Origin of the sequence: Duganella sp. sic0402 (assembly GCF_019219065.1) — a bacterium.
GTDB lineage: Bacteria > Pseudomonadota > Gammaproteobacteria > Burkholderiales > Burkholderiaceae_D > Rugamonas.
This window is the reverse complement of record NZ_JAHUWK010000001.1, coordinates 46,651-62,232: the sequence shown is the minus strand read 5'-3', so window position 1 is coordinate 62,232 and position 15,582 is coordinate 46,651. Positions and strand designations below refer to the sequence as shown.

At 63.4% G+C, this 15,582-nt stretch carries 11 protein-coding genes; 5 read left to right on the top strand and 6 right to left on the bottom strand.

The annotated features are described in order from the left end of the window. The first annotated feature begins 70 nt into the window (after positions 1 to 70). Entirely contained in the window at positions 71 to 1,492 is a 1,422-nt protein-coding gene (locus tag KW842_RS00250; protein WP_218302090.1) for a PLP-dependent aminotransferase family protein, read from the top strand. Here the strand turns inward: KW842_RS00250 and KW842_RS00245 are convergent. The 4 genes from KW842_RS00245 to KW842_RS00230 form a co-directional block, all read right to left on the bottom strand. After that, on the bottom strand, positions 1,477 to 2,397 hold the full coding sequence (locus KW842_RS00245) for a bestrophin family protein (RefSeq protein ID WP_218302089.1): 921 nt from the start codon (positions 2,395 to 2,397) through the stop codon (positions 1,477 to 1,479). The genes KW842_RS00250 and KW842_RS00245 overlap by 16 nt on opposite strands. After that, positions 2,394 to 4,700: an FdhF/YdeP family oxidoreductase gene (locus KW842_RS00240; RefSeq protein ID WP_218302088.1), complete on the bottom strand. Its 2,307-nt coding sequence runs from the start codon at positions 4,698 to 4,700 to the stop codon at positions 2,394 to 2,396. The genes KW842_RS00245 and KW842_RS00240 overlap by 4 nt, the downstream gene beginning before the upstream one ends. A gap of 11 nt (positions 4,701 to 4,711) precedes the next feature. After that, positions 4,712 to 7,462 carry an EAL domain-containing protein gene (locus KW842_RS00235; protein ID WP_229223410.1) on the bottom strand — a complete coding sequence of 917 codons (2,751 nt, stop codon included), beginning with the start codon at positions 7,460 to 7,462 and terminating at the stop codon, positions 4,712 to 4,714. 88 nt (positions 7,463 to 7,550) lie between these two features. Then, positions 7,551 to 8,201, bottom strand: a complete 651-nt coding sequence (locus tag KW842_RS00230; protein ID WP_218302087.1) for a TetR/AcrR family transcriptional regulator — start codon at positions 8,199 to 8,201, stop codon at positions 7,551 to 7,553. Positions 8,202 to 8,272: 71 nt separating this feature from the next. Between KW842_RS00230 and KW842_RS00225 the strand changes: the two genes are divergently transcribed. Further along, positions 8,273 to 9,001 carry an ABC transporter substrate-binding protein gene (locus KW842_RS00225; protein ID WP_218302086.1) on the top strand — a complete coding sequence of 243 codons (729 nt, stop codon included), beginning with the start codon at positions 8,273 to 8,275 and terminating at the stop codon, positions 8,999 to 9,001. A gap of 7 nt (positions 9,002 to 9,008) precedes the next feature. Here the strand turns inward: KW842_RS00225 and KW842_RS27675 are convergent, their stop codons facing one another. Continuing rightward, positions 9,009 to 10,598: a methyl-accepting chemotaxis protein gene (locus tag KW842_RS27675; RefSeq protein ID WP_218302085.1), complete on the bottom strand. Its 1,590-nt coding sequence runs from the start codon at positions 10,596 to 10,598 to the stop codon at positions 9,009 to 9,011. A gap of 165 nt (positions 10,599 to 10,763) precedes the next feature. On the opposite strand from KW842_RS27675, the gene KW842_RS00215 reads away from it, so the two are divergent. The 3 genes from KW842_RS00215 to KW842_RS00205 are packed head-to-tail and all read left to right on the top strand — an operon-like array spanning position 10,764 to position 14,709. Next, positions 10,764 to 12,026 (top strand): c-type cytochrome, encoded by a 1,263-nt coding sequence (locus KW842_RS00215; RefSeq protein ID WP_218302084.1) that lies wholly within the window; start codon positions 10,764 to 10,766, stop codon positions 12,024 to 12,026. Next, the gene (locus tag KW842_RS00210; RefSeq protein WP_218302083.1) at positions 12,023 to 12,484 is read left to right on the top strand and encodes a (2Fe-2S)-binding protein; all 462 of its coding nucleotides are present in this window, start codon (positions 12,023 to 12,025) and stop codon (positions 12,482 to 12,484) included. Before KW842_RS00215 ends, KW842_RS00210 begins: the two co-directional genes overlap by 4 nt. Next, positions 12,481 to 14,709, top strand: a complete 2,229-nt coding sequence (locus tag KW842_RS00205) for a molybdopterin cofactor-binding domain-containing protein (RefSeq protein ID WP_218302082.1) — start codon at positions 12,481 to 12,483, stop codon at positions 14,707 to 14,709. The genes KW842_RS00210 and KW842_RS00205 overlap by 4 nt, the downstream gene beginning before the upstream one ends. Here the strand turns inward: KW842_RS00205 and KW842_RS00200 are convergent. After that, positions 14,698 to 15,582 carry a LysR family transcriptional regulator gene (locus KW842_RS00200; RefSeq protein WP_218302081.1) on the bottom strand — a complete coding sequence of 295 codons (885 nt, stop codon included), beginning with the start codon at positions 15,580 to 15,582 and terminating at the stop codon, positions 14,698 to 14,700. The genes KW842_RS00205 and KW842_RS00200 overlap by 12 nt on opposite strands.

Below are 15,582 nucleotides of genomic sequence, written 5' to 3'. Positions count from 1 at the left end.
ATACTCCAGTATGGGTTTACCAGGCAGGACTGAAGCGCTACGCTGCAAGCATTCAACTGCGGGAGACACCGTGAAATTGTACGAAACCCTGGCGGCTGATATCGCCAGCCAGATCGCGCAGGGTGTGATCCGCGAGGGCGAGAAGATACCCTCGGTGCGCCAGACCAGCCAGCACCACAGCCTGAGCGTGTCCACGGTGATCCGCGCCTTCCTGCTGCTGGAAAGCCAGGGCGTGATCGAAAGCCGGCCGCAGTCCGGCTATTTCGTGCGCCGCAAGCCGCAGGCAGCGGCGGCGGCCTCAGTCAGCGAGCCGCCGGCGCCGGCCGATCTGGCGCGCGGCGCAAGCTTCGACGCCAGCGAGTTCGTGCTGACCACGCTGCGCTCGATCAAGCAAGGCAGCGTGCCGCTCGGCTCCCCCTACCCCGATCCCGCCATGTTCCCGTGGACCCGGCTGAACCAGTACGCCAACAGCGTGGCGCGGCGCGTCGGCCAGATGGGCATGACGGCCGACCTGCCGCCGGGGAATCCGGAACTGATACGCCAGATCGCCCGCCGCCATCTGGAAAACGGGCTGGCGGTAGACGCCAGCGAAATCATCGTCACCACCGGCGCCACCGAGGCGCTGAATCTGTGCCTGCAAGCGGTGGCGCCGCCGGGCAGCGTGATCGCCGTGGAGTCGCCTACTTACTACGCGCTGCTGCAAGCGGTGCAGCGCATGGGGATGCAGGCGCTGGAGATCGACACCGATCCGTTACAAGGCATTCAGCTGGAAGCGCTGGAACGCGCCATCGTCGAACGGGGCGTGGCCGCCTGCATTGTCATGCCCAACTTCCAGAACCCGCTGGGTTTCCAGATGAGCGATGAACGCAAGCGCGCGATGTTCGAGCTGCTGGCCAGGCACGATGTGCCGGTGATCGAAAACGATGTCTATCACGAGCTGTATTACGGCGACGTGCATCCGACCTCGCTGAAAAACTACGACACGCGCGGGCTGGTCCTGCACTGCAACTCCTTTTCCAAGACGCTCAGTCCCGCCAACCGCATCGGTTGGGCGCTGCCCGGCCGTTACAAGGCACAAGTGGAAAAGCTCAAATTCCTCAACACGCTGAACACGCCTGCCTTGCCGCAACTGGCGATTGCCGAGTACCTGAAGAATGACGGCTACGACTACCATCTGCGCAAGGTGCGCAAGGCGTATGCGCAAAACGCCAGCATCATGGCGGCGGCGGTGCGGCGCTTTTTTCCTGCCGGGACGCAGGTATCCTCGCCGATGGGAGGCTATCTGCTGTGGGTGACTCTTCCGGACGGCGTACGCGCGCTGGAACTGTATGCGCGCGCCCAGGAACGCGGCATCAGCATCGGCGCCGGCAATACCTTCGCCACCGGCGACGCCTTCCAGCATTGCATCCGTCTCAACTACAGCTATCCGTGGAATAGCGAAGTCGAGACAGCGGTGCGCACATTGGGTCTGCTGGTTCAGGAGATGCTATAGCGCTGGCAAGGCTGCAGCGGTTCGGGCAAGGGCTCGCCGCATTGCTCCAGCAGCGAACGCTCGATATTGCGCGTCATCTGGTCCAGCGCCAGGCAGTTCGGATCGGTGCCGAATGGTTCCGCAATCTCCTGTGCAATCGACTCCAGCGCCAGCAGCGTGTAGGCGACAAACACGCACACCAGCGGCGTCGCCAGCCCCAGGTCCGCGACCAGCCCGAGCGGCAGCATGAAGCAATACAGGTAGACTGTGCGGTGCACCAGCACGCCGTACGCGAAGGGAATCGGCGTATGCGCAATGCGTTCGCAGCCGCCGACAGCAGCGGCCAGCTCGCTCACCTGCGCATCCAGTATCCACAGCAGCGGCTCGCCTTCGCCGCGCTTGCGCCCGGCGCGTGCCAGCATCAGGCGGATGCGGTCCAGCAGCGCGACCGGGATATAGTGCAAGCCGCTCAGTTCCTGCTGCTCCTCCGGCGATAGATAGCGCGCCAGATCGTACGACGGATCGGTATGGCGCAGCTGGTGGTTCAGCGCGTAGACAAAGGCGATCAGGCGCTGCACGAACAGCTTGCGTTCAAACCCGTCGCCGTCTTGCGGCAGGTAGTTGATTACCTGCGATGTCAGCGCGCGAGCCGCGATCAGGATGCGGCCCCATATCTGCCGCGCCTCCACGTAGCGCGCATAGGCGGCGTTGTTGCGGAAAGCGAGGAAGATCGCAAGGCTGACGCCCACCAGTGGAAACGGCACGGTGTCCAGCGGTATCCTGGCGCCCATCACATGGCCGCCGGTGAACACCGCGACGATACTGATCGCGAGGATGATCAGCAGCTGCGGCACAATGGTTTTGAGTACGGAGCCATCCCAGACGAACAGCATCCGCAACCAACTGGCTTGCGGACGGATGATCATGGCGCCACCGCTGGCGTCAACAGCACCGGGATCGACTTGGAGGTGGGCGTGCCGGCGCCATCGGCCACGCTGTCCAGCGGCACCAGCGGATTGGTTTCCGGGTAGTAGGCGCCGATGCAGCCGCGCGGAATATCGTAAGCCACCAGCATGAAGCCGTCGGCGCGCCGCTCCACGCCGTCGTCCCAGACGCTGCGCACATCCACCCAGTCGCCATCCTTCATGCCCAGCATATCAATGTCCTGCTGGTTGATGAAGATCACCCGGCGCATGCCGAACACGCCACGGTAACGATCATCCAGCGCATAAATGGTGGTGTTGTACTGGTCGTGCGAACGGGTGGTCATCATCACCAGCAGCCGTTCTCCATGCTTGGCGCGGGCGCGGCGTATCGGCGTATCTATTGCGACCTGGTGCGGCACAAACTGTGCCTTGCCGCTGGCCGTGGACCACTCTCGCTCGCGCGACGCCACCTTCAGGTGGAAGCCGCCCGGCTTGGCGACGCGCGCATTGTAGTCGTAGAAGTCATCGAAAACTTTCTCGATATCGTCGCGAATCAGCGCGTAGTTGTCACGATACGCCTGCCACTTCAGTTGATGGCGGGCGCCCAGCGTGGCCTCGGCCATGCGCGACACAATCGCGATCTCCGACAGCAGCGCCGGCGAGGCTGGTTTGTTCAGTCCAAACGAGATATGCACCATGCTCATCGAATCTTCCACCGTCACGCCCTGCGCCACGCCATTCTGTTCATCGATTTCGGTCCGGCCCAGCGTCGGCAGGATCAGCGCCTTGCGGCCGTGGATCAGATGGCTGCGATTGAGCTTGGTGGCGATGTGCACCGTCAGCGCGCACGATTGCAGCGCCTTGAATGTCCTCGGCGTATCCGGCGTGGCCATGGCGAAGTTGCCACCCAGGCCAACGAACACCTTGACCTTGCCCTGTTCCATGGCGGCGATGCTGGCCACCACATCGTAGCCATGCTCGCGCGGCGGCTCAAACCCGAACACATGCCGGATGCGGTCCAGGAAGGCGCCGGCAGGCCGCTCCTCAATGCCCATGGTGCGGTCGCCCTGTACATTGGAGTGGCCGCGCACCGGGCACAGGCCCGAGCCCTGGCGGCCGATCTGGCCGCGCATCATCATCAGATTGGACAGCATCTGTATCGTCGGCACCGAATGCTTGTGCTGCGTCAGTCCCATGCCCCAGGTGGCGATCACGCGCTCACCGCGCATGAACACATCGGCCAGCGCCTCGATCTGTGTACGGGACACGCCGGATTCCGCCACCAGCAGCGCCCACTTTTCCGCGCGCAGGTCACGCGCGAATTCGCTGAAGCCGTCGGTATGGTCATTGATGAAATCCACATCCAGCACGCGCCGTACGCCGATCAGCACCGCCCGGTCGTCCATCTCCAGCACCCGCTTGGCGACGCCCTTGATCAGCGCAAAGTCACCGCCCAGCCGGGGCTGGACAAACATGGAACTGATCGGCGTGCTGGACATGGTCAGCATTTCAAGCGGATGCTGTGGACTGGCAAAGCGCTCCAGGCCACGTTCACGCAAGGGATTGATCGATACGATGGTGGCGCCACGGCGCGCGCATTCCCGCAGCTCGCCCAGCATGCGTGGATGGTTGGTGGCCGGATTCTGCCCAAAGATCAGCAAGGTATCGGCATGCTCGAAATCGTCGAGCGTCACCGTACCCTTGCCGACGCCGACCGTGCCAGGCAGTCCACGGCTGGTCGCTTCGTGACACATATTCGAGCAATCGGGGAAGTTGTTGGTGCCATAGGCGCGCACGAACAGCTGGTACAGGAAAGCCGCCTCATTGCTGGCGCGGCCGGAAGTATAGAATGCCGCCTGGTCCGGGTCGTCCAGCGCATTCAGTTCGCCGGCAATCAGCTTGAAGGCCTCATCCCAGGCAAGCGGCGCATACTTGTCGCTGGCAGGGTCGTAGACCATCGGATGCGTCAGCCGTCCATGCTGCTCCAGCGCGTAATCCGATTGCGCCAATAATTCGCTGACCGTGTGCTGCGCAAAAAACGCCGGCGTGACGCGCTTGCTGGTGGATTCCGCTGCAACCGCCTTGACGCCGTTTTCACAGAATTCAAAGGTGGACGCATGCTCGCGGTCCGGCCATGCGCAACCGGGGCAATCGAAGCCATCGGGCTGATTTTGCGCCAACAGCGACTTGTAGTTGGCGCCGCTGACGCGTTCTTTGAACAGGTTGATCGCCACATACTTCAACGCGCCCCAGCCCGCTGCGGGATGGTGATAAGCCTCGATACGTCCTTTGGTTTCTGCCATGCTGACACTCCTTAAATTGACATATCCAGCATAGCGTCCGCCCGACCGACCGAAGGAGCACAGTAGGCGTCGGCGCCGGGGAGTACAGCCAGCTCACACAGCGGCACAGCGCGGCCGAACAGATAGCCCTGGAAGGCATTGCAGCCAAAGGCTTCCAGCGCCGACCATTGCTCGCGCGTCTCCACGCCCTCCGCCACCACTGCCAGGTCCATGCTGTACGCCAGCGTAATAATGGCGCGCACAATGCTGGATGCATGGCGGGTGTGCAGCATGTCGTGCACGAACGAGCGGTCTATTTTCAGCTGATCGATGGGCAGCAGCTTCAGGTAGCTGAGCGATGAATAGCCGGTGCCGAAATCATCCAGCGCAAATCCGACACCGTGTGCTTTCAAGGTTGTCATCTTTGCGATAACGTCATCCATATCGGTCAGCAGCATGCTTTCCGTGAGCTCCAGCTTGAGCAGGCGCGGATCGGCACCGGTGCGGTCCAGCACCGCCAGCACCTGATCGACAAAGGCCGGCTGACGGAACTGGCGTGCGCTGACATTGACCGCCATGGTCAGGTGCGCGCTGTCCGGCGAAGCATCCCAGCACACCAGCTGTCGGCAAGCCGCTTCCAGCACCCATTCGCCCAGTTCGACGATCAGGCCGGACTTTTCCGCCTGCGGAATAAACTCGCCAGGCCCGATCAGGCCACGCTGCGGATGCTGCCAGCGCAGCAGCGCTTCGACACCGGTGACGCGGCCGGCGTTGTCCACCACCGGCTGATAGTAAAGGCGCAGCTCATCACGTCCCAAGGCGAAGCGCAGGTCCGCCTCCAGCGTGGCCGAGGCATCCAGCGCCACCTGCATGTGTGGATCAAAGAAGCGGAAGGTGGCGCGGCCGGCGGCCTTGGCTTCGTACATCGCCATATCCGCCTGCCGCAACAGGTCATTGATGGTGTGGTGCTCGGCGCCGAACAGCACCACGCCGATGCTGGGCGTGCTGCGCAGCTCGTGCGCGTCCAGCGTGTAGCCACGGCTCAGCGTATCCAGCACTTTGCCGGCGACAGCGGCCGCGTTGCCCATGGCCTGTTGCTGGTCGGTGCCCAGCTCTTCCAGCAGGATCACGAATTCGTCGCCGCCCAGCCGCGCCACCGTGTCCGTCTCGCGTGTGACTTCGCTCAGGCGGAACGCCACCATCTCCAGCAGCCGGTCGCCCATATCGTGGCCCATGGTGTCGTTCAGCGACTTGAAGTTATCCAGATCGACAAACAGCACGGCGCCATGGCTGCCGCCGCGCGCCGCCTTGGCGATGGCGTGATGCAGCCGGTCCAGCAACAGGCGGCGATTCGGCAAGTTGGTCAGGCCGTCGTAGAAAGCCAGATGCGCGATCTCCGCCTCCGCCAGCTTGCGGGCGCTGATGTCCATGCGCGTGCCCAGCATGCGCAGCGGCTTGCCATCGGCGGTGCGCTCCACCACCCTGCCCCGGCTTTGCACCCACACCCAGTGGCCAGCGCGGTGCCGCACGCGGTATTCAGCCTCGAAGGAGCGCGCGCTGTCGGCCAGGTGGGCGGCCAGCGCGGCCTCCATGCCAGGAATGTCGTCGGTCCTGGCCATGCTGCGCCAGTCGATGGCGCCGCCGTTCAATTCGTCCTCGGTATAACCCAGCATGGCGGCGCCGCGCCCATCGACGGTCAAGTGGTCGCTGACCATGTCCCACTCCCACAAGCCAAGATTGGCGCCATTCAGCGCCAGCTCGACTTTTTCAGCGGCCGCGGCCTGCTCGTCCGCGCGCGCGGCCGCCAGGTCTTCCAGCACCTTGCGGCGGCGCTGCACCAGCATCAGCGCGCCGCCAGACATCAGGCCGAACACCAGCCAGGCTATGCCGCAAGTCCAGGCCATACCGTGCCAGCTGGCGGCGATCAAGGCCTGATTCCGGCCCAGGCTAATCACCAGCGTCTTGTCCATTCCCAGTCCGCGCAACTGCATGGTGCGCTGGACCACCAGCCGCCGCTCGCCGTTGGCAGCAGCGCCGTCCAGCACCGTCTCGGAACGTCGGCTGTTCTGGTGACGCACAAAGAAGGGATCGGGTGCGGCGTTGATGTCGCGCATGGCTGCCGGATCGGCTGGTACAAACAGGATGCGGCGGCCGCTGTCTTCGGTGATGGCACTATTCATGTCCGGCGCATACAGGGCCGAGCGCATCACCGCATCAAAGTATTCCGGATTGAGAATGGCGCTGACCGCGCCATTGTTGGCGCCATCCGCGCCGATGATCGCCATCGACAGCTTGATATTGAATACGCCGGGCGTGTTTTCGTATGGCTGCGACAGGTACAGCGTGTCCGCATCGCGCATGCGCTCGACGCGGCTGGTATAAAAGTGATCGTCCAGGCGGATGTCGCGCAGGTCATCGTCGGACATCACGATTGCACCCTTGCGGTCCAGCACCAGCAAGGCGCGCACTCCCGGCATGGCGCGCTTCAACGATTGCAGCAGGGTGCGCCGGCATTCGGGGCCGCAATCACTGGCTGGCCGCAGCGCATCCCGCACGCTGTCAAGCGCGCTGCGCACGCCTTCCAGCTGGTGGCTCAGGTTCTCGTCGATGATCAGCGTTTGCAAGCGCATGCGCTCGATATTGGACGCCATCAGCAGCTCGCGCTCGTTCCACACAAAGTAGGTAATCAGCAAACCACTGAGCACCAGCACGAATCCCAGCATCAGCCATTCGGCAGCTACGGTACGAAAACCGGGCAGCTTCTTGTAATGTTTGAAAAACATAAACCCTCCCTGATCGGCACATGCGCCAATATAAAATCAGGAAGGGTTGTGTGAAATTGCACCTTCGTATGCAAACTCATACCAAGGTTTAGCTTGTCATCCGCAAGTTTCTCAACGCTCTGGGCGCGCTGGCCAGAAACACGTCCAGCTTCTGTTGCACCAGCCGTTCCAGATCATCTGGCACTGGCAGGCCGTATACATACTTGCGCACGCCGACGTAGAAAACTGCGGCGTGCAACCCCCAGATGAACTCAATTTCGTCCTCGTACTGCTGTGGCGTCGGCGCGTCCAGGCCGTATTCAAAGCGCAACTCCGCCAGCACCACGTCGAACACGCGCTCGCGCAGGCCGGCCAGGTACCGGTCATTGATGCCCTGACGCGTCAGCCCTGCGAAAATGAAGATGCGTATCCATTCGCTTTGCAGGATCATTCCTGCGTACTGCTTGTAGAACAGATGCAGGCGTTTTGGCAGCGGCTTGCTGCGGTCGCGCAGCAAGCCGTCCCACTCCGGATTCCAGCGCGACAGGTAAATGATCTGGAACACGCGGTCAACCAGCGCGTCCTTGCTGGGGAAGTAGCGGTACAGCAGCGGCTGCGTGATGCCAATCTGTTTCGCCAGCTCGCGCGTGCTGGCGTTGAAGCCGTGTGTGGAAAAATAGCTAATCGCCTTGGCGACAATCTGTTGCTCGCGCTCCTCCGGCGACAGGCGTTTTACCACAGGTTTGGTCTTGGTAGTCATTCTTTGAGTATATCTTCTTTTAATTTATCAGTCGATTATTTACACTGAAGCTTCAACTTCAGGGGACGTCCATGAGCCTCAGCCGCCGCCAACTTTTGTGCACGCCATTGCTTGCAGCGCTGCCCGCCTTGGCCAGCGCCACGCCGCTGCGCATGGTGGTAGTTGACCTGATGCCGTGGGCCGGACGCAATGCCGACGGACAATTGGAAGGCGTTTCCGTCGACCTGGCGTCGCAGTTATCATCACTGAGCGGCCTTCCGCTCGTGATCGATGCTGTTCCATATGCACGCGCCATCGCCATGCTGAGAGGAGACGGCGCAGACCTGATGCTGGCCATCGCCGCCAGTCCCGCCCACACCCAGCCGCCACTCGCCACACTGGGCACGGAAGACGTGATCGTCGTTGGCCGTCGCGGTACGCACTTCAGCAGCGCCGACCAACTGTGTGGACACAGGGTTGCCCTCCTGCGACGCGCCAGCTTCGCCGATTCCCTGCATGCCTGCATTGCACGCTACGAAACCAATAGTTATGAACAAGGCTTGCGCATGCTGCATCAGGGACGGCTGGACGGTGTCGCGGGCGTGCGCACCTCCATGGATTACGCCATCCATCACCTCGGCTACCAGCCATCCGATTACGGCGTGCCGCTGGTAGTGGGCAAGGCTAATCTCTCGCTCTACCTGGCTGATCAGAATGTGACGCCAGCCATGGCAGCGCGCCTGCAACAAGCATGCCTGCAGTTGCAACGAAAAAAACAAATGCCGGCACTGCTTGCGCAGTACCGGCAGATCCGCAACTAGGCTCGCCTCAACTCAACAGCAAGGGCCGCAATGGCGTGGCGCCGCAGAGGGACAAGCGGAACACGCCGACACAGCTGGTCAGATGGCTGGCCTGATCCTGCATGCTATCGGCGGCGGCCGCCGCCTGCTCCACCAGCGCGGCGTTCTGCTGCGTCACAGTATCCATCTCGGTAATCGCCTGATTGACGTGACCAATGCCGGTGCTCTGCTCGCGCGAAGCATCGCTGATGGCGGCCATGATCGCGGTCACGCGCGACACACTGCCGACTACCTGCTGCATGGTGCTGCCAGCCTGTTCAACCAGAGCCTGCCCGGCGGCGATGCTGTCTACTGAATTGTCGATCAGCTGCTTGACCTCGCGCGCGGCGGCCGCGCTGCGCTGCGCCAGATTGCGCACTTCGGTCGCTACCACCGCAAAGCCGCGCCCCTGATCCCCGGCGCGCGCCGCTTCGACAGCGGCATTGAGTGCCAGGATATTGGTCTGGAAGGCGATACCGTCGATCACGCCGATGATGTCCACCACACGGCTGGAGGCGGCATTGATGTCGCCCATGGTCTGGATCACGCGCCCGATCACCTGACCGCCCTGCTGCGCCAACTGCGCCGTGGCCTGCACCAGTTCATTCGCCTGATGCGCGTTTTCCGCATTCTGGCGAACCGCAGAAGTCAATTGCTCCATTGACGCCGCCGTCTCTTCAAGCGAGCTGGCCTGGGTTTCAGTACGCGCTGACAGGTCCAGATTGCCGACCGCGATCTGGCTGGAAGCGCTGGCGATGGTCTCGGCGCTGCCGCGTATCTCGCCAATAGTGCCAACCAGCTTATGCTGCATGGTGTGTATCGCATACAGCAAGCTGCTGTCATCGCCGGCACGCAGCACCACCGGTACACTCAGGTCATTGGCGGCGATGCGGTTGGTCACCTCCACCGCATACTCGGGCGCACCGCCCAGCACGCGGCTCAGGCTACGGTTGATGGCACCGGATACCAGCAGCAGCACCGTGCCCGCAGCCAGCAAGCCAAACGCTGACGTCAGCAGCGAGCGATAGAAGTCGGCCTCGATGTCGTCGGTATAAACCCCGGTCAGGAAAACCCAGCCCCAAGGCTTGTAGGTGCTGATGCGCGCCAGCTTGGGCGATGCTTGCTTCTGTCCGGGGCGCTGCCAGAGGAAATGCACAAAACCGCTACCCTCGGCCGTGTTGGCGAGGCGCGCAAATTCGCGGAAAATGTAAACCCCATTGGCATCGCGGAAATCCATCATATTCTTGCCATTGGATGCAGGATTGCCGGGATTCTGGATGATGCGGCCATCAGCACTGATCACTGAGACATAGCTATCCTCACCGTAGCGCATGCTGTCCAGCGTGGTCATGGCGCGCTTCTGGGCGCTGGCCAGATCGGCCTTGCCGCTGTTCGCCTCGGCAGCGTAGCGCTGCACGACATTTAGCGCGGCGTCATTCATATCGGTCAGCGCGCGCTGGCGTTCCTCGAAGCGCAAGGTGCGCAACTGCAGCGCATCGAGCAGCGCAACGCCGGTGAGGCACAACAGGCTGCAGATTAGCGGCAGCCACAGTTTTTGTCTAAAGGTCAGCTTGGGCACGAGGTTCTCCGTTTCGGAAAATACAGTCCGCCAACTTTAATTGATCGATCGATTACTTACAATACGTCGGGCTATTCCGCGCTGGAATAGTAGCCATGCCATCTGGGTGGTTACCAACGCCCGCCAGTGGTGGCAAAGTGCACGCTTACGCTACCGGGAGCATGCATGAAAACGAGATACTGGGTCTGGATAGGCGCGACATTAGCAGCGAGTGCTGCAGCAGCGACCGCCTGGGTAATACAGCCGGCGCTGGCCCCGGTCCAAGCACCAGGCCCCAATGACTTTGACAGCGCCAGCATCGCGCGCGGCGCACGGGTCACCGCACAGGGCGACTGCATGGTGTGTCACACGGCTGCCGGCGGGTCGCCATACGCTGGCGGTCTTCCGCTACGCACGCCTTTCGGCACCATCTACACCACCAATATCACCCCTGATCCGGCCACCGGCATCGGCAACTGGTCGTTGGCGGCGTTCACGCGCGCACTGCGGCACGGCGTGGCGCGCGATGGCCACCTGCTGTATCCGGCCTTCCCTTACATCCACTACACCAAAATGTCGACCGCCGACATCAACGATGCCTACGCCTATCTGATGACGCGTACACCGGTGGTGTACCAGGCGCCAGACAACGACCTGCTGCTGCCGCTGCGCTTCCGCCCCTTCCTGGCCGGATGGAACCTGCTCTACCTGCGCCCCGGCCCTGTCCCCGAGGATCCGTCACAATCCTATGCATGGAATCGTGGCCGTTACCTGGTCGATGGCGCCGGCCACTGTGCTTCCTGCCACAGTGCGCTGGGCCCGATCGGCGGCGAACGCAGCCCGGCATTCAGCGGCGGCAATATCGACGGCTGGGACGCGCCGGCACTCACCGCACTGATACAGGCGCCCAAGCCATGGACGCGTGAACAGCTAGCGATCTACCTGCGCCACGGCTGGTCGACGGAGCATGGCGCCGCCGCCGGCCCGATGGGGCCTGTGGCGCACAGCCTGTCGCGGGTACCGGAAGCGGACACTGACGCCATCGCCACCTACATCATGTCGCTGCAAAAGCCACCTGCCAGCGTTCCTAAGCCTGTCGCCAGCGACGACCACGCGCGCGTTGCACAAGGCGCCACACTGTTTGCCGGCGCCTGCGCCAGCTGCCATGGCGCCACCGCACCGATGATGGCGGCCGGCGGACGCCCCTCGCTGGCGTTAAGCACCGCCGTCAACAGCGAACGCGCGGACAACCTGATACAGATTGTGCTAAACGGCGTGCCCTGGAGCCACGCACAGCAATCCACCTTCATGCCACCATTCGCGGCAACGCTGACCGATGCGCAGATCGCCAGCATCGCCGCCTATGTACGCGCCGACATCGGCAAGCGTCCTGCATGGAACAGCGTTGAACAACGCGTCAACGACATCCGCAAGGAGAACCAGCAATGAGTACCCTCACTGTCAACGGCGTCCGCCACATACTGGACATCGATCCCTCCACGCCGCTGCTCTATGCGCTGCGCAACCAGCTGGAACTGAACGGCGCCAAATTCGGCTGTGGCATGGGCCAGTGCGGCGCCTGCACCGTCATGCTGGACGGCCAGCCGGTGTTCAGCTGCCTGACGCCGCTGGCCGCCTGCGAAGGACGGCAGGTACGCACCATCGAAGGCCTGGGCAGCGCCAGCAAGCCGGGGAAACTGCAGGCATCCTTCATCAGACACCAGGCGGCGCAGTGCGGTTATTGCATCGCCGGCATGGTGATGCGCGCGCAGGCGCTGCTGGAACGGCATCCACATCCCAGCGAAGCGCAGATCCGCACCCATATGGAGCCCAATCTTTGCCGCTGCGGCACGCATATGCGCATCATCGCCGCCATCAAGGAAGTCGCCGAAGTGAGCAAGGCATGAGCGCCGACACCATCGACCCGCGCCGCCGTGCAGTGCTGAGCGCTGGCGCGCTGGTACTCGGCTTTACCCTGCTGCCGCGCCGTGCGCTGGCCGAATTCAACGGCATGGGCGTGCCGCCTATCGCCGACAAACACCTGGCTGGCAGCCTGCAACGCACGCCGATGCTGGACGCCTGGATCAAAATAGCCGCCGACGGCAAAGTCACCGTCTTCACCGGCAAGGCGGAACTGGGCACGGGTGTGCGCACCGCGCTATTACAAGTGGCGGCCGAACAACTGGATGTCGCGCCGGCCACCATCCATTTCATCACTGCCGATACCGGCCTGACGCCAAACGAAGGCTTCACCGCCGGCAGCCACACCATGGCGGACAGCGGTACCGCGCTATTGAACGCCGCCGCGCAGGTTCGCGCGCTGGTGGTCGAAGGCGCCGCCGCCCAATTCAAACTGGACGCCGCAGCACTCAGGACTGTCAACGGCATGATCATCGCGCCAGATGGCCGTCAGATGCACTACGGCCTGGCCGTACGCACCATTGACCTGCACCAGGCGGCGCGGGTCAATTCGCCTCTGAAACAGCCACGTGACTATACGGTGATCGGCCATTCACTGCCGCGCGTCGACATCCCGGCCAAGCTGACCGGCGGCGCAGCCTACGTGCAGGATATGCGCTTGCCCGGCATGGTGCATGCGCGCGTGGTGCGCCCGCCCGCCTACGGCGCCCGCCTGCTGTCGGCCAATGCCCAAGCGGTGGAACGCATGCCCGGCGTGCTGAAAGTCCATATGGATGGCAACTACCTGGCGGTCATCGCCAGCGACGAATGGCAGGCGGTGCAGGCAATGCGCGCCTTATCGGCCAGCGCCCGCTGGCAGCGGGGACCAGCCTTGCCGTCGCCCGCTAATATTCACGCCACGCTGCGCGCCTTAGCCTCGCAGGATATCGTCGTCGAGGACAAGAAAAGCAAGGCCGACAGCGCCGTCTTCACGCTCAAGCGCCGGTACACCAAGCAATATGTGATGCATGGTTCGATCGGCCCGTCGTGCTCGGTGGCGCTGCTGGCGCAAGGCGGCATGACCGTGTGGACCCACACCCAAGGCGTCTATCCGCTGCGCGCAGCGCTGGCCGAGCTGCTGTCGATGCCGCTGGATGATGTGCGCTGCATTCACACTGAAAGCGCCGGCTGCTACGGCCAGAACGGCGCCGACGATGTGGCGGCCGATGCCGCCCTGCTGGCGCGCGTGCTGCCCGGCCGTCCGGTACGGGTGCAATTGATGCGCGACCAGGAAAATCAATGGGAGCCATATGCGCCGGCCATGAGCACGCAGCTGGCGGCATCGCTCGACGCCGACGGCAAGATCTGCGACTGGCAGTACGAATTATGGAGCGGCTCGCACAACGAACGTCCCGGCAACGCCGGCAAGCTGATACCGGCGCAACTGTTGGCCAGACCCTTTGTGCCCAGCCCTTCGCAGCCGATGCCGATGCCGGAAGGCGGCGGTGACCGCAATGCCATCCCGCTGTACACGCTGCCGCAGGCCAAGGTGGTCAACCACTTTCTGCCGGTAACGCCGCTGCGCACCTCGGCCATGCGCTCGCTGGGCGCACACATCAACCTGTTCGCCATCGAGGGCATGATGGATGAACTGGCGGCGGCGGCGCGCACCGACCCGGTGGCGTTCCGCCTACGCCACATGGACGATCCGCGCGCGCGCGAGGTGATCGAGCGCAGCGCCAGACAGTTTGGCTGGAACCAGCGCAAGCGCCGCCGCGACCATGGTTTCGGCTTTGCGTTTGGCCAGTACAAGAACATCATGGCCTACGTGGCGTTGGCGGTGGAGATCCGCGTTGAACGCAGCACCGGCGCGGTGCACATCGTGCGCGTGACGGCGGCTGTCGATTGCGGTCAGGGCGTGAGCCCGGACGGCATCCGCAACCAGGTGGAAGGCGGCATCCTGCAATCCGCCAGCTGGACGTTGTACGAGAAGCTGCAATTCACACCTGACGCCATCACCAGCGTGGACTGGGCCAGCTACCCGATCATGCGCTATTCGAATGTGCCGGGAAAAGTGGATGTGATCCTGATCGACCGCCCCGGTGCGCCTTTGCTGGGCGTGGCCGAGGCAGCGCAAGGCCCGATGGCTGGCGCCTTGGGTAACGCGCTTGCCGATGCCACCGGCAAGCGCTGGTTTGACCTGCCTCTGGCAGGACCGCAGTTAATCGGCTAGCAGTTGCTCGACGAAGGCCGCAAACGCCCGCGCCTTGGCGCTGGCCTTGCGGCCGGATGGGAATACCGCCCACAGATCCATCGCCGGCAAACGCCAATCGAGCAGCAAGCGCTGCACTTGACCGCTGGCCAGCTCCGGCGCAAACATCCATTCCGAGGCGACAGCGATGCCCATGTCCGCCAGCACTGCCGCACGCACGCCTTCCGCCGCCGACACGCGCACGCGCCCGTCCAGCGTCACCGGTTCCTGCATCTCGCCGCACTGGAACATGCAGGCGGCGCCGCTGCCAGCGCGGGGATAGATGATGACCTGATGGGCGATCAGCTCGGCCGGATGATGCGGTGCGCCATGCCGCGCCAGATAGGCCGGCGTGGCCAGCACTGCGCGCGGGCTGCGACCGATGCGGCGCGCTGTCATCGCCGAATCGCTCAGCGCGCCCAGCCGCAGCGCCACATCCACGCCTTCCTCCAGCAGATCGATATTGCGGTCGTCCAGCACCACATCCAGTTTCAGTTGCGGATGCTGGTCGAGAAAGCGCTGTACCAGCGGCATCACATGCAGGCGCGCGAAGGTCACCGGCGCCGATACCACCAGCCGTCCACCCATGCCAGCGCTGGCGCCGCGCGCGCTGCTGTCGGCATCCGCAGCAGCTTCCAACGCGCGCCGCGCTCCCTGATAATAGGCCAGCCCCGACTCGGTCGGCGTCAGGCCGCGATTGGAACGCAACAGCAGCTGGACGCCGAGATCGGCCTCCAGCTGTGCCACCATCTTGGAAACGTAAGGCTGGCCAACATTCAGGCGGCGGGCCGCGCCCGAAAATGAGCCCGCCTCCACCACGTGTACCAGCGTTTCCATCGCCTGCCAGCGATCCAT